At 70.3% G+C, this 19,586-nt stretch carries 14 protein-coding genes; 4 read left to right on the top strand and 10 right to left on the bottom strand.

What is annotated here, in order from left to right:
- Positions 1 to 2: 2 nt before the first annotated feature.
- The 3 genes from WME97_RS04615 (at position 3) to WME97_RS04625 (ending at position 5,256) form a co-directional block, all read left to right on the top strand.
- Positions 3 to 1,484 carry an oligosaccharide flippase family protein gene (locus WME97_RS04615; protein ID WP_437549741.1) on the top strand — a complete coding sequence of 494 codons (1,482 nt, stop codon included), beginning with the start codon at positions 3 to 5 and terminating at the stop codon, positions 1,482 to 1,484.
- Positions 1,485 to 1,765: 281 nt separating this feature from the next.
- Positions 1,766 to 3,100 carry a nucleotide sugar dehydrogenase gene (locus tag WME97_RS04620; RefSeq protein WP_437549742.1) on the top strand — a complete coding sequence of 445 codons (1,335 nt, stop codon included), beginning with the start codon at positions 1,766 to 1,768 and terminating at the stop codon, positions 3,098 to 3,100.
- 461 nt (positions 3,101 to 3,561) lie between these two features.
- Entirely contained in the window at positions 3,562 to 5,256 is a 1,695-nt protein-coding gene (locus WME97_RS04625; protein ID WP_437549743.1) for a SpoIIE family protein phosphatase, read from the top strand.
- 121 nt (positions 5,257 to 5,377) lie between these two features.
- Here WME97_RS04625 and WME97_RS04630 read toward each other — a convergent pair whose 3' ends face one another.
- From WME97_RS04630 to WME97_RS04650, 5 genes are all read right to left on the bottom strand, one after another.
- On the bottom strand, positions 5,378 to 6,811 hold the full coding sequence (locus WME97_RS04630) for a hypothetical protein (RefSeq protein WP_437549744.1): 1,434 nt from the start codon (positions 6,809 to 6,811) through the stop codon (positions 5,378 to 5,380).
- 88 nt (positions 6,812 to 6,899) lie between these two features.
- Positions 6,900 to 8,759 carry a hypothetical protein gene (locus WME97_RS04635; RefSeq protein WP_437549745.1) on the bottom strand — a complete coding sequence of 620 codons (1,860 nt, stop codon included), beginning with the start codon at positions 8,757 to 8,759 and terminating at the stop codon, positions 6,900 to 6,902.
- Positions 8,752 to 10,308, bottom strand: a complete 1,557-nt coding sequence (locus WME97_RS04640) for a GumC family protein (protein WP_437549746.1) — start codon at positions 10,306 to 10,308, stop codon at positions 8,752 to 8,754. The genes WME97_RS04635 and WME97_RS04640 overlap by 8 nt, the downstream gene beginning before the upstream one ends.
- A gap of 354 nt (positions 10,309 to 10,662) precedes the next feature.
- Positions 10,663 to 10,962: an STAS domain-containing protein gene (locus WME97_RS04645; RefSeq protein ID WP_012233514.1), complete on the bottom strand. Its 300-nt coding sequence runs from the start codon at positions 10,960 to 10,962 to the stop codon at positions 10,663 to 10,665.
- Positions 10,959 to 11,546, bottom strand: coding sequence for an ATP-binding protein (locus WME97_RS04650; RefSeq protein ID WP_437327675.1), 588 nt, complete (start codon positions 11,544 to 11,546; stop codon positions 10,959 to 10,961). Before WME97_RS04650 ends, WME97_RS04645 begins: the two co-directional genes overlap by 4 nt.
- 65 nt (positions 11,547 to 11,611) lie before the next feature.
- Here WME97_RS04650 and WME97_RS04655 point away from each other — a divergent pair, with 65 nt between their 5' ends.
- Entirely contained in the window at positions 11,612 to 12,343 is a 732-nt protein-coding gene (locus tag WME97_RS04655) for a sugar transferase (RefSeq protein WP_012233516.1), read from the top strand.
- A gap of 74 nt (positions 12,344 to 12,417) precedes the next feature.
- Here the strand turns inward: WME97_RS04655 and WME97_RS04660 are convergent, their stop codons facing one another.
- From WME97_RS04660 to WME97_RS04680, 5 genes are all read right to left on the bottom strand, one after another.
- Positions 12,418 to 13,794 carry an O-antigen ligase family protein gene (locus WME97_RS04660; protein WP_437549747.1) on the bottom strand — a complete coding sequence of 459 codons (1,377 nt, stop codon included), beginning with the start codon at positions 13,792 to 13,794 and terminating at the stop codon, positions 12,418 to 12,420.
- Positions 13,795 to 13,910: 116 nt separating this feature from the next.
- Entirely contained in the window at positions 13,911 to 14,876 is a 966-nt protein-coding gene (locus WME97_RS04665; protein ID WP_437549748.1) for a hypothetical protein, read from the bottom strand.
- A gap of 149 nt (positions 14,877 to 15,025) precedes the next feature.
- Positions 15,026 to 17,491: a hypothetical protein gene (locus tag WME97_RS04670; protein ID WP_437549749.1), complete on the bottom strand. Its 2,466-nt coding sequence runs from the start codon at positions 17,489 to 17,491 to the stop codon at positions 15,026 to 15,028.
- Entirely contained in the window at positions 17,488 to 18,498 is a 1,011-nt protein-coding gene (locus WME97_RS04675; protein ID WP_437549750.1) for an NAD-dependent epimerase/dehydratase family protein, read from the bottom strand. Before WME97_RS04675 ends, WME97_RS04670 begins: the two co-directional genes overlap by 4 nt.
- A complete protein-coding gene (locus WME97_RS04680) occupies positions 18,495 to 19,583 on the bottom strand; it encodes a Gfo/Idh/MocA family protein (RefSeq protein WP_437549751.1) in 1,089 nt (362 codons plus the stop codon). Before WME97_RS04680 ends, WME97_RS04675 begins: the two co-directional genes overlap by 4 nt.
- Positions 19,584 to 19,586: the final 3 nt, after the last annotated feature.

The following is a 19,586-nucleotide window of genomic DNA, read 5'->3' on the forward strand; positions in this document are numbered from 1 at the left end:
TCGTGGCCGGCTCCTCCGCGCTTGCCCGAAAGGCGGTCCTCGGCGCGGTCTGGACGATCGCGACCGGGCTCGGCTCGCGCGTGCTCGGCCTGATAGGCACCCTCGTGCTCACCCGGTTCATCGCGCCGGATGTGTACGGCGAGGTCTCGGCAGCGTCCGTCGTGATCATGACGGCGCATTTCATGTCGAGCCTCGGGACCGGCCAGTTCATCGCGTCGAGGCCCAACCTCGACCGCCAGATGGTCTTCAACGCGACCGTCTATTTCCACGTGGCGGGCCTCATCGCCATCGCCGCCGTGTACCTCCTCCGGGAGCCGATCGCGGTGCACCTCGTCGGCGCGCCCGGGATGCTCGAGTTCATGCCGGGGCTCATCGTCGCGATGCTCATCGATCGGCTCTGGTACGTCCCCGATCGCTTGCTCATCCGCGAGATGCGCTTCCGCAGCGTGAGCCTCCGGAACGCCGCCGGCGAGCTCACCTACACCGCGGCGTCCGTCTCCCTCGCCGTGCTCGGCTGGGGGGGAAACGCCATCGTGGTGGCGACGCTCCTGCGCGCCGTCGTGCGCGTCGTGACCACGGTCCCGGCGGTGAAGCTCTCCGAGTGGCTGACGCCGAGCCCGCTGTCGCGCGAGAAGGCGCGCGAGCTGTTCGCCTTCGGCATCCCGCTCAACTTCGGATCGCTGGCGAACTTCGGGGCTTCCAAATGGGACAACCTCGTCATGATCCGCCTGTTCGGGGAGCAAGTCGGCGGGCTCTACAACCTCGCGTGGAACCTCGCCGACATCCCGGCCTCCCAGGTCGGCGAGCGCATCGGCGACGTGCTCGTCCCGTCGTTCGCGAAGCTCGAGCCGGAGCAGCGCAAGGCGGCGCTCGTCCGCGCGCTCACGCTGCTCGCCCTCGTCATCTTCCCGCTCGCCGTGGGCCTCGGCGCGGTCGCCCCGACGATCCTGAACGACACGTTCTTCAACGAGGCATGGGAGCCGGCCGGCCCGCTCCTCGCCGTGCTGTCCGCGCTCGGCGTCGCGCGCCCGATCGGCTGGGTCCTGTCCTCGTACATGCAGGTCTACGGCCGGACGCGGACGATCATGGTCCTGGAGTGGCTCAAGGTGGCCGCGATCGTCGGCAGCATCGCGCTGCTCGGAACGATGGGCGGCGTCCTCTGGGCCTGCGCCGGCGTCGGCGTCGCGTTCGGGGTGCACGCCCTGGCGAGCCTCTGGGTGGTCAAGCGCGCCGATGGCGTCCCGTACCTGCGGCTCCTGCGCCCGCTGGTCCGCCCGCTCGTCGCGTGCTTGCCCATGGTCGCCGCGGTGCTCGCCGTTCGCTACGGCATGCGGTCGCTCCACGACCTGCCCCGCGGGTGCCGCCTTGGCGCCGAGGTGGTGGTCGGCGGGCTCGCCTTCGTCGCCTCCGCGCTGGTGATCGCGCGGCAGGCATCGCGGGACTTCCTCCAGCTCGCACGCGAAGCAGTCCGCCGCCGTCGTTAAGGCGTTTCCTGAATGTCACCGACCGGCGTGACGAGCGAAGCGCGCGCAGCGAGCGGGATGAGTGCGGTGAGAGCAACACGCGTAACGAGCGTGGCCAGCGTAACGAGCGTGCGTAACGAGCGTGCGGATCGCAACGAGGAGCACCTTTCCCCTCCGAACGTTGGGGCCCCACGCGACACTCGAGCGAAATTGAAGGGCCTGTGGTAGCGTCGGGCCCCTCTCTTCGAAACTGGGTCGGGATCCGCATGGCGGTTCCCCTCCACCACTGGAGATAAATGGAAATGGCAGAGACGCATCCCCCTGCGGTCGAGAGCTTCCTGGCCAAGATCAACTCCCGCGAAGCCCAGGTGGGCATCATCGGCATGGGTTATGTCGGCCTGCCGCTGGCGCTCACGTTCATCGAGAAGGGCTTCCGCGTGCTGGGCTTCGACGTGGACCCGGCGAAGGTCACCGCGCTCAGCGAGGGGAAGGGCTACATCAAGCACCTCGATCCCGCGCGCATCGCGGCGGCAGCCAAGACGGGCCGATTGGAGGCGACGACGGACTTCTCGCGGCTCGGCGAGCCCGACGCCATCCTGATCTGCGTCCCGACCCCGCTGACGGCCCAGCGGGAGCCCGACATGAGCTACGTCGTCGGCTCCGCCCAGAAGATCAAGGAGCGGCTGCGGAAGGGGCAGCTCATCGTCCTCGAGTCCACCACGTATCCCGGCACGACCGATGAGCTCGTGAAGGGCATCCTCGAGCAATCGGGCCTGCGCATGGGGCAGGATTTCTACCTCGCCTTCTCGCCCGAGCGCGAGGACCCGGGTAACCGCGATCACAGCACCGCGACCATCCCGAAGGTCGTCGGCGGCGTCGATCGCGCGTCGCTGGTCCTCTCGCAGGCGCTCTACTCGCAGGCGATCGCGCGCGTCGTGGCCGTCTCCTCGGCGCGCGCGGCCGAGGCGGCGAAGCTGACCGAGAACATCTTCCGGGCCATCAACATCGCCCTCGTGAACGAGCTCAAGGTCGTCTACGACGCCATGGGCATCGACGTCTGGGAGGTGCTCGACGCCGCGTCGACCAAGCCGTTCGGCTTCATGCGGTTCAACCCCGGCCCGGGCTGGGGCGGCCACTGCATCCCGCTCGACCCGTTCTACCTCGCGTGGAAGGCGCGCGAGTACGGCGTGTCCACCAAGTTCATCGAGCTCGCCGGCGAGGTGAACGTCGAGATGCCGCACTACGTCGTCAACAAGCTCCAGCTCGCGCTGAACGAGCGCGGCAAGGCGCTGAAGGGCACGAAGGTCCTGCTGCTCGGCGTCGCCTACAAGAAGGACATCGACGACCCGCGCGAGAGCCCCGCGTTCGAGATCATCGAGCTCCTGCGCAAGCTCGGGGCCGTGCTGAGCTTCCATGACCCGCACGTGCCCAAGCTGCCGCGCATGCGCACCTGGCCGCATCTGCCCGAGCTCTCGTCCGTCCCCCTCAACGAGGACACGCTCAAGAGCCACGACGCGGTAATGATCGTCACCGACCACTCCGTGGTCGACTACGATCTGGTGCTGAACCACGCCGCCCTGATCGTCGACGCCCGTGGCGTCTACCGCGCGGCGAACCCCAAGGTGGTCAAGGCCTGACGGAGGGCGAGGGCGCTCCGAGCGGCGCAGGCAGGCGTCGCACGCCAGCGCGGCGGTCCTGGTGACCAGGCATCCAGCGGCGGCGTCCTTGCCGCCTCGCCGCTGGCCCCGTGGCGTGTCGCTCAACTCCCGCGCTGTGGGCGGCGCGCCGCGGGCATCGCCGTGGCGCCCACGCCGCGGCGCCGGCGCCGTGGCGGAGCGCCCGGGTGACTCCTCGGCAACCGCGAGGGGCTCCGCGCGTCCTCGCGACCTCGTAGCCGCGTCACCTTGTATCCGCGTATCCTCGTCACCACGTATCCTCGTGACCCCGTAGCGCCGTAACCCGGTAACCCCGTAACCGATGCAGCTCTTGCCGAGCTCGCGAAATCGCGAGCATCCCCTTGATGTCAGGGCGCCGGTTCGGTACCCATCAAAGACGGTCCATGTCCACGCCGCCGCCCATGGTCGGGCCAGGTCGAACGATGTCGCCTGCAGATGACAGCCTGGGCCCTGCGCCGTCGAGCTCGGATTGGAAGGGCCACCTGGAGATCCGGCTCGGCGATCTCCCGGGGACGCGACGGCCGCTGACGGAGTCCCACATCGTCATCGGCAGGGCGCCGGGCGTGCAGCTCACGCTCGACCACTACACGGTCTCCCGGCGCCACGCGGAGCTCTTCTGCGATCCGTTCGGCCGGTGGTGGATCCGCGACCTCGGCAGCACCAACGGAACGCTCGTCAACGACGAGCGGATCAACGAGAAGGTGCTGAAGCCGGGCGATCGCATCGGGATCGGCGACTACATCCTCGAGTTCCAGCTCACGGCGCGGGCCCCTCGCGTGCCGATCGACCCGGGCGGCCTCCATTTCGAGGAGGACAAACCGACCGCGATCCGCAAGCTCGGCGAGCTCGACCCGCCGCGGATCGCGGCGAAGCACCTGTTCACCCTGATGGACCTGTCGCGGCGGCTCCTCAGCATCGAGGACGCGACGGATCGGTTCGACGCGCTCTGCCAGCTGATGGTCCGCGAGGACTTCCACGGCAGCATGGCGCTCGCGCTGCGGCTCCGGCAGAACGGCGCGCTGACGATCCTGTCCGGGCCGCACCGCCCGTTCCAGTCGCTCCGGCGCGAGGACTCCGTCGCCCCGCCGTACATCTCGCGCCGCGTGCTCGCGGCGGTGCAGGACACGCGCGAGCCGGTGCTGGCCGGCAACCTGGTGAGCGACAGCGCCACGGTCGAGCTCACGATGTCGCGCGACGTCATGGCCCTCTGGGTCGTGGCCTGTCCGCTGCGCGTCGAGGAGCAGATGATGAACCTGCTCTACGTGACCCTGCCGCCCGACTTCGGCAGCGTCGAGTGGCTCGGGCTCATCGCGCTCGCGGCGGAGGTCTATCAGCAGGCCGAGTCGGCCTGGGAGGCGCGGCGCCACGCGCAGGCGCACGCGGCGATCGAGCGCGAGCTCGAGATGGCGCACCAGATCCAGCGGACCTTCGTCCCGAAGCGGCTGGAGTTCAAGGCGCTGGACGTGGCGCTCGGCTTCGAGCCGTGCCGGTGGGTCGGGGGCGACTACGTGGACATCGTCCCGATGCCGGACGGCCGCATCATGCTCGCCGTGGCGGACGTCTGCGGCAAGGGGCTCCAGGCCGCGCTCATCGGCTCGAGCGTCCACACGATGGTGCGCGCGACGGTCGACGCCGGCCGCGGGATCACGGGCATGATGGACCGGCTGAACGCCTACCTCTGCGAGTACCTGCCGGAGCACTCGTTCGTCACGATGGTGGCCGTCGCCCTCGACCCCGCGACCGGCCGCATGGAGTGCGTCAACGCAGGGCACCCGCCGGCGCTGGTGGCGACCGCGGAGGGCGGCCTGCGGCACCTCCAGGCGGCCGTCAACCCGGCGCTCGGGGTCGGCCTGGTCCCGATGGAGGCGCACCAGAGCGTGCTCGCGCCGGGCGAGGTGCTCGCGATGTACACCGACGGGCTCACCGAGCTGCGCAACTCGTCGAAGCAGATGCTCGGCCTGCACGCGCTCGGCACGGGCTTCGCCAAGCTCTGCGCCACCAGCGCTGGCCGCCCGGTCGCGTCGATCGCCGACAAGCTCACGCACATGCTCGAGGAGTTCCGCGGCGACCAGCTGCCCGAGGACGACAGGGCCTTCCTCCTCGCGCGGCGCACCTGAGCGCGCCGCTGGCGACGGTCCGGCGAGACCCCCGAGCGCGCTGCTGACGGCAGCCCGGCGAAACCTCTGAGCGCGCCAAGCGCGGGTTTCCGGCTCCGCTGGGGAGCGCGCCCCGTCGCGCTCAGCGAGCGGCGTCGCTCGTGCCGGAAGACGTGGGCGCCTCGCCCTCCAGCGGCTCGCTCGGCGTCTCCTGGCGGCGCGTCGCACCGGAAGGGCCTGCAGAGCCGAAGGGCTGGGTCATCAAGATGCGCGAGCCCGGCACCGCCTGCCGGGGGAACGCGCCCGACACGGTCAGGAGGAGCGTGTTCCGGACGACGCGTGTGTCGGGGAGCTGCTCCGTCCTCCCCTCGATCTCCACCGTCCTCCCCTCGGTGCGCTGGTTCCCGTGCTGGTACCGGAGCGCGAGCGCGAAGTCCGGGATGACGATGACGGGGCTCCAGAGCAGCGCGACGTCGGTGAGCACCGCGATCGTGGTCGGCCCCGTGTCGAGGTCTCCCTCCGCGTTCGGCTCGAGGGGCTGAGCGAGCTGCGCGCCGGCCGAGCCCTCGACCGACAGGTGCCAGGCGGGGCGGACGGGCACGGCGGCGCGGAGCGTCAGCATATGGGAGAGCTGGATCTGCTGCAGGAAGACGTTCGGCGTGGCCGAATAGGCGTACGCGAGCTCGGCCGCCTCACCCCGCTCGTGTGTGTAGCGCAGCGCCGCGAGCCCGGCGGGACGCGCGAGCGACCCAGCGCCGTCCTTCAGGTCCGTCGCGACGACCCCGCCGACGTCGAGCTGGCTCGAGAAGCGGCGCCCGAGGTCGTGCTGCCAGCTTGCCACGAGCGTGCTGACGAGCTGGTCGCGCGACGCATACGTGACCGCGGTCGTGGGATCGGCGTCGACGTTGTCGAAATGGGTATAGCCGACCGAGAGCGCGAGGGACGCGGCGTCGTGGCGGAAGGCGCGCTGCGCCGTCAGCGCGTTCGCCGCGCTGTACGTGCGCTGCGGGCGATCCCGGAGCGGGTTGTAGACGGCGAACGTCGCGGCCTGCCCGAGCGACCAGACCGGCGAGGGCTGGAACGAGAACCCCTCGTTGAACGACCCCTGCACGAAGTTCGTCGTCCCGCCCTCGGTGCCCTGGAGCGTCGTGGTCCCCGGCGTCTGCTCGAGCTGGAACGTGTTGAGCTGGCCTTGCGACCCGGACGCCCCGAGCGTCAGCGAGGTCCTCGGCGACGTGACGAAGCGGCCGGTCCACGCGGCCACGTTCGAGTACGAGCTCGCCTCCGAGCGCCGGAAGAAGAGGCTCGTCGAGAACGTGTAGGACAGCGTCTGCGCGGTCCGCGGCGTCGTGTAGGTGAAGATCAGGCCGGGGCTCACGGTCGCGAGGCCGTCGGCCTGGGGACCGGCCGGGGGCTCGGCCTCGGACTCGGGCTCGGCCGCGGAGGTCACGTTGTCGGTGACGCCGATCGACCCGGTGAAGACGCCGTGGAGGGTTGCGTCCTGCGCCCGGGCGCCGTGGTGGGTGAGGATCGCGCAGCCGAAGGCCGCGACCGCAATACCTCGTCCGGAGCGCATGAGGGCTGCAAGGTAACAATGGAGCCGGCGCTCGGCTACGCCTCCCCGACCTTTCGGCGCAAGGAGGTGAGCGCCGCGCGCCGGCCGTTCAGGCGTCGAGGAGGACGACACCGAGGATGGGCGCCGGCCGGAGCTGCTCGATGGCCTGGCGGATCGCCTTGCGGGTCGACTTCTTGACCAGCGAGGTCAGGACCACGCCGTCCACCGAGTCGCCGATGACGTTCAGGTCCATGCTGCCGAGCACCGGCGGCGTGTCGATGATGATGTACGAGTAGCCCGCGCGCTTGAGGCTCTCGATCGCGGTCGAGAACGCCACCCCGTCGAAGATCGGCGGCCGCTCCGTGCGCGGATCGACGGCCAGGATGTGGACGGGCGTCTGGAGGGCGAGCCTCGCGTCGGGCGACCTGCCGCCCATCGGCGCGGCGTTCCTGTCCGACGACGTCTCGCCGCCGTCGTCGCCCGGCGTCACGGCGGGCGCCGCCTGATCGACGACGACCCAGGGCGCGAACCGGTCGTTGACGTGGCGCTGGAGCTGCTCCGTGAAGCAGCTCGGGGGCTCGAACCGCAGCGCCTTCGCGATGCCGGGCTTGCGGATGTTCGCCTCGACGAGGAGGATCTTCCCGCGGACGGTCTCGCGGAGCGCGAGCGCGAGGTTGATGGCGCACGACGTCTTGCCCTCGCCGGGCCCGGCGCTCGTCACCGCGATGGTGATCCCCGAGCCCGTCGGCAGCTTGCGCCGGAGCGTCCGGTACGCGTCGGCCTGGGGCGAGTAGGGCGCGCGGAGCATCACGATGTTCGGATCCACGGCGTCCGGCATCGGCACGGGGCGCACGGTGATCTCGCCCGGGCCGCGCAGCGACTCCTCCGGGAGCAACCCGGCGTTCTCCGGCGTGGTGGGCAGGGAGCGCAGCTGCTCGATGTGCAGCGACGGCGGCTCCTCGAACGTCGGATCCAGCGACTGCAGCTTCGCGTCCACGGCCTGGTGCGCCGGGGTCGACACCACGCGGTTGAAGATCAGGGAGGGCGGCGAGCTGAACGTGCTGGTGAGCGAGCGATCGATCGGCCGCTCGGGCGGCGGCTGCTGCTGCGGCGGCGGCTGATGCGGCTGCGGCACCTCGCGCACCGTCACCTCGCGCGTCGCGGGCGGCACCACGCGATCGAAGACGAGCGAAGGCGGCGAGGGGAACGCGCCGCTGAACGATCGCTCGATGGACGGCGCTCCCCCCGGGGGCGCCGACGCGTCCCGGACCCCCACGTCGCGCGATGGCGAGGCGATGACCCGCTCGATCGGCACCGGCAGCGCCGGCGAGCTGCCCGGCCTCCCGCCGCTCGACACGAGCCCAGGGCTGCTCAGCGTCGCGCTCAGATCGACGACGCGCGCGATCGCGGGGGATGAGCCTTGCCGCTCGGGGCCGGGCGGCAGCGCCGGCGCGGGCATGCCGAGCACCGTCGCGGTGCCCGGATGCGCGCGGTGCTCGCCGTGGTCCGCCGCGGGACCCCCGAGGAAGAGCGCCGTCGCTGGCGACGGCCCCCTGAGCGGCTGCTGCGCGCCGGGGTGAGCGCCCGGCGCCTGCGCGGCGCCGAGGCGCAGCCCCATCGCCTGCGGGTGCTGCGGCGGCGGGGGCAGATCTTGCCGGATGGTCGGCGAGTCGAACGCGGCGCTCGGGTCGTCCTGGCTGGAGCTCGGGCGCTCCGCCGAGACGACGTCCTCCGCGTCGTTCGCGAGGCGCAGGACGCGGGCGATCATCTCCTCGCGCACGTCCGGATCCGGCGCGATCGAGCGCCAGTTGCCGACCACGTTGCGGAGCCGGCGCGCCTCGATGACGAGGGCGCGGACCCGCGCGGTCTGCTCCGCGCGACTCAGGAAATCGCAGACCTGATCGAGCGCCCGCTCGAGGGAAGCGACCGGCGGGGGCTTTCCCGGCTCAGCTCCGCCTGTCTCAGCCACGGCGCCCTCGGGGCGCGCGCGCGGCGGGCGGTACGACGACGAGCACCGGAGCGAGGGCCATTCGATCGATATCTTCCATGTCGTAAACCCGATCGTCGAACACGATGCCACGCGCCGCGGCGGCCGCGATGCCGGCCGCAACGGACAAGAACAGCCCGCCGATGGCGATGATCAACCGCGACGGGCTCGACGGTGCGCTCGGCCGGTACGCCGGGTCGAGCACCTCGATCTGCGCCGAGTAGCCGCCCTGCTCCGAGCTCGCGGCGATCTCCGCGCGGAACGACTTGCCCTCGAGGTCGGAGAGGCGCTGCTGCGCGCGCGCCTTCTCGCGGCTGAGCCGCGACCAGTCGGTCTCGGTGTTGATGATCTGCTTCGCCGCCTCGCTCGCGTCGGCCGCGTTGCCCTTCTTCGCGCCCCTGCGCGCCGCGATCTCCCGCTCGAGAGCCGCGAGCTGGGACTTGATCTTCGCCTTCTCGGCCTCGTCGGTCGCGGGGACCTCCACCACCGGCTCCGGCGGCAGGACGAGCGCCTGCTCGGCGCGCCGCAGCGCCGCCTCGGCGTTGGTCACGCGGGCCGCCGCCGCCCGGACGTCGGGGTGCTGCTCGGTGAAGCGGGACTGCTTGTCGGCCAGATCCCGCCGCGCGGTGGCGAGCTCCTGCTCGGCCTGATCCCGCTGCCGGGTGAGCGCGGGGGAGGGCACCCCGGCGGCGCTCACCGCCGGCTGCTCCGGCTTGCCGGTGAGCCGGCTGCGCAGGCGGGGCACCTGCCGCTCGAGCGCCTCGAGCGTCGGGTCGGTCCCGGTGGCGCGCCGCTCTCGCTCGCGGATGGCGGCGCCGCCCTGCGCGCCGCCGGGCGAGTTCTGCTCGGCGGCGAACTCGGGGTGCTCGGCCAGGAACGCCGCGAGCTCGGTCTCGGCCTTCTCGACGTCCTGCTCGGCGCGCTTCAGCTCGGCGTCGAGGAACTCGTTCGTCAGCTTCGCCTGCGACCTGCGCATGCGGGTCGTCTCCTCGACGAGGATGTCCGCGAGCCGCTGCGTCACCTCCTGCGCCTGCTCGCGCGTCTCTCCTTCGGCCGAGATCGCGAAGGTGTCCTGCGAGCGGGCCTTGAAGGTGATCTTGGCGCGGAGCCGATCGACCGCGTCGACCATGCCCCGCTTCTCGAGGACGTCGGGGAAGAGGTTGAACTCCGTCACGACCTTCTCGAGGTTGGAGCGCGCGAGCAGCGTCTCCTTGAGCCGCGCGGAGAGGGTGCGGAGCGGGTCGGGCCCGTCGGGCCCGAGGTACGTCGCCTTGACGCCCTCGCGGTAGAAGATCACGGTCTCGGAGCGGTACGCGGGCTTCCTCGACTGCACGACGAGCACCGTGAACCCGAGCCCCGCGATCGCGACCAGCACCGCCACGTACCAGTGCGCCAGCGTCCGGTTGATCATCGCGCTGACGCTGGGCGGCTGCGGACCTGCCGGCCGCGCCGCTGCGTCGGCGGGGATCGCCCCGAGCGCCTCCTGGGGCGGGGTAGGCCCGGGGAGCTGCTGGTTCATCTTCTTGTCCATGGTCCCCGCTCCTCGAAGGTTGCCTTGCTCCGCCCGATCCGGAGGACGCGCACCCCGGTCTGGCAGGCTGGTTGGCTATGGTAGACGTGCGACGCGCGAGCGCCAGCTTGTTGCACTCGGCTGTGCCCGCCGCGTGCCCGCCGCGTGCCCGCCGCGCGCAACCCCACGCCTAACACGCCCCCAGTACGCGCAGCACGCGGAACCAGCGCCGCGACGACGGAGCGGCACCGTCCGGGCGACTCCAGCCGCTCAGCGCCGTCCGCGCGACACTCGCCGCGGGGCGCTGCCACCGCAGCCGTTGTCGACGGCTGGGCCGAGGGGCCGGGGTGGCGGCGCGCGCGCCGCCACCGAGCGTCACGTGGGGAACACCCGATCGAGGCGCAGCAGGCGGAAGATCGCGCGCGGCTGATCCCTCAGCCCGACGATGCGCACCTGGCCGCCGTTGGCCCGTACCCGCTTGAACAGCGAGACGATGACGCCGACGCCCGAGCTGTCGATCAGCCGGAGGGACGAGAGCTCGAGCGTGATGTTCTGCCGGTTCTCGGCCACCAGCTCGTCCACCAATGTCCTGAACTCCGGTGCGGTCACTGCGTCGAGGGTCCCCTCGAACTGCACGACCGTCTCACTGCCGTTATCGGTCCGCGTATAACTCATTGGATTTTGATTCCCCCTGCGGCGCGGGTCGCGCCCGAACGGGAGACGCTCCGCATTCGAAAACTGCTCGTCCGATGCCCTGTCGCCCCGGCGAAATCGGCGTCGGAATGCTCTTGTTCGCTGCTGCCTTCACCCCCGTCGCCGGCAATACACGAGCTGCCCTCCCTCCGTTTCACAAGACGGAGGACATTCGGACTGCCGGGACAGTAGTCGACCTCATCCATGAACGACTTGATGATGAAGAGCCCCATCCCGGACTCGGGGAGGTCGTCGATGGGAGGGTTGTCGATGGCCGCGGGATCGAAGCTGCATCCCGTGTCCATCAAACGGATGATGATGCCGTCCGCGTCGGATTCGATCTCGATGTCGACGTCGCCCGGCGGGCCAGCGCGGTATCCGTGAATCGCGATGTTGTTGAACGCCTCGCCGAACGCCGAGACGGTCTGGTCCTCGAAATCCTCCTGGGTGAGGCCGGGCGACCCGCCCTCGACCCTCCCAGGCGCGGCCATCTTGCATGCGGCCGCCACCACGCGGAGGGCGAGGTGGCGATAGGTCAACGAACCTGGTACGCGGAGTCGGATCACGCCCAAACCTCCATCCGAGCTTGTACCCTACCACGTTCTCGACTATGGGAGCCACAAGGTAAACAGTGACACCTGGCGTTCGTGTAGCGAAACGTGCGATCGACATCGCGGGCTCGCTCGTGGGTCTCACGCTGACCCTCCCGCTCTACCCTCTCATCGGCGCGGCCATCTACCTCGAGTCGCCCGGGCCGATCTTCTACATGCAGCGCCGTGCCGGGATGCTCATCGGTACGGAAGTACGGGATGGCGTGGCCTACCCGCGGTTCGTCGAATTCCACATGCGCAAATTTCGTTCCATGCGCGTGGATGCCGAGAAGTTGACGGGGGCCGTGCTCGCCCAGCAGGACGACCCGCGCATCACCCGGGTCGGCCGCTTCCTGCGCAAGACGCGCCTCGATGAGATCCCGCAGTTCTGGAGCGTGCTCATGGGCGACATGAGCATCGTGGGGCCCCGCCCCGAGCGCCCCGAGCTGCTCGTCAACCTCGCGCTCGCCATTCCCTTCTTCGAGGAGCGGATGCGCGACATCAAGCCGGGCATCACCGGGCTCGCGCAGGTGTCGCTCGGGTATACCGGACGCGCCCCGGCGGAGAGCGAGGTCGCCGCGTTCGAGGCGACGCTGACGAACCCGTTCGGCCTCGAGGAGGCGGAGGGGGCCGAGGCCGACGACATGCGGATGAAGCTGCTCTTCGATCTCGCGTACGCCGCGTCGCTCGAGAAGCTCTCGACGTTCCTGCAGATGGAGCTCTCGATCATCGTGAAGACGCCGCTCGTGATGGTCCTCGGCCTCGGGCGCTGAGCGGGCGCCGCGCCTCCGGACCCCGGCGCCATTGCGCTCTCTCCGCTGAACCGGGGCCGCTTCCCGCGGCTCCGCTAGCCCCTCTTGCTGAGCACGACGATCACGAGCACCAGGGCGAGGTCGGCCAGGATGAGCCGGTAGACGTCGCGCTTCTCGAGCCGGATCGAGAAGTTCGGATCGACGCTCCTGATGGCGGAATACAGCGCTCCCGCCAGGCCGAAGTAGATCCAGAGCACGTAGTGGTAGGTGAACGAGAGGAAGAAGATCCCGACCATCATCCCGCAGAACCCGGCCATGATCGCCATGGACCAGGCGCGGATCATCGCGAACTGGGCGCCGTGCTCGTACCGCTTGAGCGCGACCAGCGAGATCTTGAGGGTGAGGTAGATCATCGCCGTCCACGCGAACATCCCGAGCGGGCCGAGCTCCGAGAGCGCGAGCAGGTACGCGTTGTGCGCGGTGAGCCAGTGGTGCTCCGTGAACTGGCGGTAGCCCGCGCCCATCAGCGGGAACATCCGGTAGATATTCAGGCCCTCGCCCAGGATCTCCGTGCGCTCGTTCGCCGACTCATCCGCCTCGCCGCCGCCGCGGCCGCCGAGGAGCATGAGCGGCGCCGCGCAGACCGCGCCGAAGATCGCGCCGCGGATGCCGTACTTCTTGACGAAGTAGACGCCCAGCACCGTCGCGAAGACGAGCTGGCCGCCCCGGGACTGCGTGAGGATGATCGCGGTCGCGATCAGGAGGAGCGAGCCGAAGACCAGGAGCGCGCGCGTGAAGGAGCGCTTCTGCTCGAACATCGCGAAGCTGAACGGCAGCACGATGCCCGCCGTGAGCGCGAGCTCGTTCGGATCCTGGAGCACGCCGCGCCAGCGCACGCGGCCGTTGATCGTCGACGTCTTGAAGAGGCCGACGCGCTCGCACAGGTACTCGACCTCGGGATCGGCGCCCGGCCCCTCGCGGCAGTCCACGCGGAGCTCGCAGGACCGGCCGTCGGGGATGCCGGCCTCGCCGCGCGAGCCTCCGATGGTCTGCGTCATCGCCAGGCACTGAAACGAGGAGAACCCCTGGTGGATCGCGACGCCCGCCACGAAGAGGCCCATGATGAGCACCGTGGCGGCGAGCTTCTGGAACCCTTTGAAGCCGTCGGGGCTGTGCCCGATCAGGAAGAAGAGGACGAACGTCACGCTGATCGAGACGAACCCCCCGGTGAACTCGGCGGGGTTCCGGATGCCGAGCGTGAGCACGCACCAGAGGTAGACGACGATGGCCCACCGGAGCTGCGGGGTCGCCTTCAGCCTGACCTTGCCCATGGCGAGATCGAGGCCCATGCCCATGAAGGCGAGGCCGAGCCAGAGGTACAGGAACGGCAGGCTCTCGAAGCGCTCGTCCCACTCCTGAGGCCTGCCGTAGATGAAGACGATGAGAAGGATGACCCCGGGGAGCGCGAGCATGTCGAGGGTCCTCGGCGGAGACGCCGTTCGGGTGGTGGGGGACGTTCCGGAGGATCGCGGCTCGCGTCAAGCGACTTGCGCTCGCTCCCTCCGGCGTGGTTGCCGGGCCCTCGAGCCTACGTGCTGAGGCCCACGCGGCGCACGGCCTGGTTCAGGAACGGGACGAACTCATCCGCGGCCCTCGCGTTGCCCGCGCTCGAGGGGTGGTGGTCGGTGTTCCCCTCCGAGCCGTGCAGGGAGAAGTTGGACTCGCCCTTGTTCGTGAGCACGTCGTAGTAGTCGAAGACGACGACGTTCTTCTCCGGATAGCCGCTGAGCCAGCCGTCGGGCGACTTGACCCAGTTGTTGAACGAGCGGGCGAGATCCGCCTGGCGCTGCGCGATCTCGGCGTCGGAGGGCTTCCCGAGGAGCCGCTTCGCGGTCCACTTCCAGGCGGGGTCCTTCGAGCGTTTGAGGATGTTGGCGGGGGCGGTGACGTAGACGAACAGCGTGTCCTTCCGCTTCGCGAGGTCGGGCAGGATGGACGCCAGCGTGGCCTTCGCGTTCCAGACGGTGAGCTCCGGGCCGGCCGGGTTGCCGGGGGCGGAGCCCTCGCCGACGAAGCGGTTGTTGGGATAACAGGACTTGAAGACGACGATCCGGTTCACCACGCCGTCCGGGTGCATCTGGTCGTTCAGCGCGACCCGGAGCACCTTGTCCATCTTGTCGCGGAACTTGGGCGCCCAGTCGAAGAGGTCGGTCTTCTCGCCGATCTCGCTGCCGTAGGAGGCCTCGTGGACGCGGTAGCCCTGCTCCGTCAGCTTCCTCTTGAGCCCGCCTCCGTTCGGGTGCGCCTCGTAGACGCACGACGCCTTCTCCTTCTCGGCGCCCGTCTCCGTGAGGAGCTGGCCGCCGCACGAGTGATGGATGAACAGGAGATCCAGCGGGGCATCGGGCCGGGCGCTCGCGAAGCCGGACAGGTCGAGCGAGCCGGCCTTCGCGATGGGGCCGGTCGCGGCCGGCGCCGTGCCCTCGATGGGGATGAACAGGGCGCCCAGCGCGACGAGGAATGCGCCGGCAGAGACGAGTCGCTTCTTGCTCATGGCATCTCCGTACAGGACGTGGGCAAAGAGAGTGGATTATCGCAGCGCGCCACGCCGAGGACAAGCGGGCGCGGACGGCGTCATCGTCGCATTTGCCGTTGCTGTTTGGCGTTTGGCGTTTGCCGTTTGCCCCGTTTGCGACACGGCGCTCAGAAGGTGAGGACGCCGCCCTCGTCGGCCTTGGCGGCGGAGCCGGCGCGGATCGTGATCTCGTCGCCGCCGCCCGCGGGCTTCCTGATCACGTCGTAGGACGCGCCGGGGGAGAGCCCCGTGACGACGTGCTTCGCCACGCCAGGGAGCGAGGTGAACTGCACCTCGGACACAGCGCCCAGATCGACCGGGAACAGGACCAGCGTGCCCTTCACCGCCGCGCCGGCGAACGGCGTCCCGCGCTTCGTGCGCACGAGCGTCACCGGATCTGCCGTCGCGTTGCTGGCCGCGCCCTGGAGCACGTGCAGGAAGCGCGTGTCCTTCGGCATCGGGGCCGGCGGCTCGACCCGCAGGGTCGCGAGCATCTGCTCGTTCTCGGCCGGCTTGGTCTCCCAGGAGCCCGTCGGCTTGTACGGCTCGGCCACCATGACGGCGCTCTCCGGCAGGAGCGTGGTCACGAAGAGCTTCTGCCCCTTCGCGGTCGTGGCCGTCGCGAGCTTCCCCGCGACCTGCGCCGCGCTCGGCGTCTGCACGAAGAAGCGCTTGAAGCGCCCCTCCTTGCCCGTGGCGGCGCGGTCGTAGAGCACGAGGTGGTCCGGCTTGAGCCACACGAGCGCGCGGCTGACGTGCGTGACGTCGCGGATGTTCTCGTACTCGGAGTTGTAGAGCGGGGTCGCGTCGCCGAGGACGTAGACGTAGTCCTGCGCGAAGCTCTTCGCGAGCACCCTGGGATCGCCCGTGTGCACGAGCGGCCACTGGGACCCACGCCGCCAGAGCTCGCCGCGGTTCGGGTCGTCGTGGCGGCGGTTCTTGTCGTTCTCGACCGTGAGGGTGTTGTGCTGATCGGAGCTCGCCATGAAGGCGCCGTACCCGACGCGCTCCTTCGTGAGCCACTCGCCGCCGCGGTAGAAGCCGAAGCTGAGGCCGTCGCCGTGCTGGTGGTCGATCTGCTCCCAGCCGAGCTGGAAGTGGAGCCACGTGGCCTCGGGCCCCCAGCTCGTCCTCGCGAAGACCTGGCCGAGGCCGGGGCCGTAGTGCGTGAGCGGGACGGAGGGGCGCGGGTCGGTCGGGGTGACCGCCGGGTCGAGCAGGAGGAAGTACATGATCGAGTGGCGCTTGTGGACCTGGCCGAGCTGCGAGCGGGCGCGCCGCGCGAGGGCGGCGGCGCCCCCCGGGCCGGCGTGGATGGCCATCCAGCGGAGCGCGTTCAGGCGCTCGGCGTTGCCGCTGTTCTCGGCGTGGAGGCCGAGCGCCGCGAACGGGTCGATGTGATCCGTGTACTCGTAGCGCTCCCCGTCGCCCGTCCACGCGGCCTGGTGGGTCGGCCCGATCCGGCCCGCCGGCGTGGCGGGGCTCAGGCTGTGGAGGTGGGCCGGGATGAACTCGTGCCAGAACGGGTTGCCGTCGAGGTGCACCTGCGGGCCCCACTTCGCCGGATCGGCCTCGCCGGCCGTCTGGATGGCGAGCAGCGTCTCGCTCACGTAGGCCAGCGTCGCGGGGCCGTACTGGAAGCCCTCCGGCGGCGCGCCGCCGCGCGCGTCGTTCCGCAGGAGGCTGTCGGTCATGTAGAGCCACGCCCCGGCGACGTTGGCGAAGTAGTCCCTGAGCCGCGGGTAGGTGCCGCTCGGCTTCGGATCCGGCGGATCGTCGGCCTCGTCGAACGCGAGCGACAGGAGCGTCAGGTTGCGCATGTGCGACGTGAAGTAGTTGTTCAGGGCGTACCTGCGCTTCTTCGGCTCCTTCAGCATCGCCGGGTCGTTCAGCTTGCCCACGGGCTCGGGGTGAGCGTGGCTCGTCGTCGACGACTTCAGCTGCTCCTCCGCCCAGCGGAGGAAGACGGGCCGTATCGCCGCCTTGTCCTGGGCCGAGAGGTACCCGTAGATCCAGTCGACCGTGAGGCCGAACGACTCGCCGGCCCAGCGGGCGCGGTCGCCGGTCGAGAACCTGCGGACGAAGGGATCCTGCGGATCCCCCTTGTTCACGCGATCGACGATGTAGAGCAGGATCTTGCGCGCGCGGGCGGCGTGGTCGTTGCGGGCCGCCTCGTCGCTCGAGACGAGCGACATGAAGGCGAACAGCTCCGCGTGCGCCTCGCAGTAGGTGCGGGCGTGGGTGCAGTCGCCCTCCGAGGGGATGTTGCCCTTGTCCATCGCCGCCGCGGCGTCGGCCGCCACGGCGGCGAGCTCCTTGAACAGGGGGTTCGCCTGCGTGGCGCGCGCCCGGAGCTTCGGCAGATCGGCCGCGCGCACCCAGAGCCGGGGGTGCCCCTTGGCCGGCGTGGCCGGCGGCGCGGCCGGCGCGTCGAAGCGCGGCGCCTCGACCGCGAGGGCGGCGGTGGCGGACTGGGTGCCCGCGCCGCTGTGGACCGCCGGGGGGCCCGGGGTCTGCCGCCGGTCGCAGCCGGCGAGGAGACCCGCGAGGCCGAACGCGAGCCCGAGCGACGCGAGCGACCGCGAGCCCGTCATGTCGCGCGTTCCTTGAGGTACGTGAACGTCCGCTGGAGGCCCTCCTCCGTGGAGACCAGCTGCTTCCACCCGAGCGCCTTCAGCTTCGTGTTGTCGAACCGGTTCCCCTTCCACGAGGTCGCGCTCTTGTACGGCGTGAAGATGGCGGGCAGCTGCCCCTTCGAGTAGGCGTGGTAGCGCTCGACGAGCTTCGATATCCCGGTGAGGGCGAAGTAGGGCACCGTGAGCGAGCGGATCGGCTTCACCTCGCGCTTGTAGCGGGCGAGGTAGACGTCGGCCGTGGGCAGGTCGTCGTCGTGGACGTTGTAGACCTGCCCCCGCGCGACCTCGCTCCGGCCGGCGACGGCGATCGCCTCCGCGCAGTTCTCGACGTACGAGAGCGGGAGGATGTTGCGGCCGCCGAGGTGCAGGAACACGCCGAAGAGGCTCATCCCGACGCGGCTGGAGAAGGCGTTGCCGCCGGGGCCGTAGATGACGCCGGGGCGGAGCACCGTCAGCGGGAAGCCGTAGCGCCCCTGGTACTCCCAGAAGAGCTTCTCCTGCCGGAGCTTCGCCTGCGAGTAGAGATCGCGCTGCGCGGGCCGCGTCTCCAGGGGCGTGTTCTCGTCGACGATGTACCCCCGCGGGAGGTCGGCGACGCCGTAGACGCCGAAGGAGCTGACCAGGACGACGCGCGGCGATCGGCCGGTGTGGACGAGCGCCTCGAGCAGGTTCTTCGAGGCGACGACGGTGCTCAGGAACATGTCCGCGGGCGCGCCGCCCATGGCCGCGGCCACGTGGTAGACGACGTCCACGCCCTCGACCGCGCGCTCCGCGGCCTCCTTCGTGGCGAGGGAGCCCACCGCGATGTCGAGGGGGACGCCCCGCCGCTTCTCGATCTCCTCGAGCCGCGAGCGGTTGCTCGCGGGGCGGACGAGGCAGCGAAGATCGGTCTCGCCGTGGGCGAGCAGCCGGTCGACGAGGGCCGATCCGAGGAAGCCGTTCGAGCCGGTGACAAGGACTTTCATGTGCGCGCCTTCTCCTGCGGGACCTGCCGGAAGATCTCATCCATCATCGACGCGACCCGGATCATGTCCCGGTACGAGATGGGCAGCTCCGCGCCCCGCGTGATGCTGTCGTAGAAGAGGCCGATCAGGCGGTTCAGCCCCGAGAAGAAGTGGAAGTCGCTGCGGGCGAACCGCACCACGTTCTTGCCCCCCTCGCGGAGGTACGAGAGGGCCTGATCGAAGGCCGGGACGACGCGCCCGATGGCGCTCGGGAGCTTCGGCGACGCGTCGAGGGTGACCGTGCGGCTCGTGAAGTCGACGTGGAGCGTGTTCTTCGTGCCGTAGACGCGGAGGAAGTGCCCGGGCGGCCGCGCGTGCGACGAGAAGGTCCCGTAGGCGCTGACGCGCGCGCCCTGCACCGTGACGCGGAGCTCGTCGAGCATGTCGTCGCGCGAGTCGCCGAACCGCTTCTCCCGGAGCGCGTAGGCCGTCGCGGTGACCTTCGGCTGCTCGTCGTCCACGAACTCGACGATCTTGTTCAGCAGGTGATCGACGTTGTTGTGGAACAGCTTGCCCGGGAGGCGATGGACCCAGTGCGAGCCGTCGCCGAGGAGCGCCGTGCCGAAGGGGCCGGCGAGGTTGTAGCCGAAGCAGCTCTCCACGTGGACGGGATCGCCGATCACGCCGTCGCCGACGAGCCTGCGCATCTCGACGGCCGGGGGATCGAACTGGTACTCCCAGCCGACGGTCATCTTCTTCCCGGCGGCGGTGCAGAGCTCGATGAGGCGCCGCACGTCCGCGAGGTTCAGCGCAGTCGGCTTCTCCACGTAGACGTGGGCGCCGGCCTCGATGGCGCGCCGGGCGAGGAACAGGTGCGACTGCGGAGGGGTGGTGATGTGGACGACGTCGGGCTTCTCGACGTCGAGCAATCGGTCGAACGAGTCGTAGTGGCTCGGGATGCCGTAGCGCACCGCGATCTGCTCGGCCATCAGGAACTCCAGGTCGCATACGGCGACGACCCGAGCCCGCTCCGGCATCTTCTGGATCTCTTCTATGTGGCCGTCGGCGATCTTGCCGCAGCCGACGATCGCGATTTTGAGGGTCATGCG

The sequence above is a fragment of the Sorangium sp. So ce367 genome (assembly GCF_051520455.1).
Lineage (GTDB): Bacteria > Myxococcota_A > Polyangia > Polyangiales > Polyangiaceae > Sorangium > Sorangium cellulosum_B.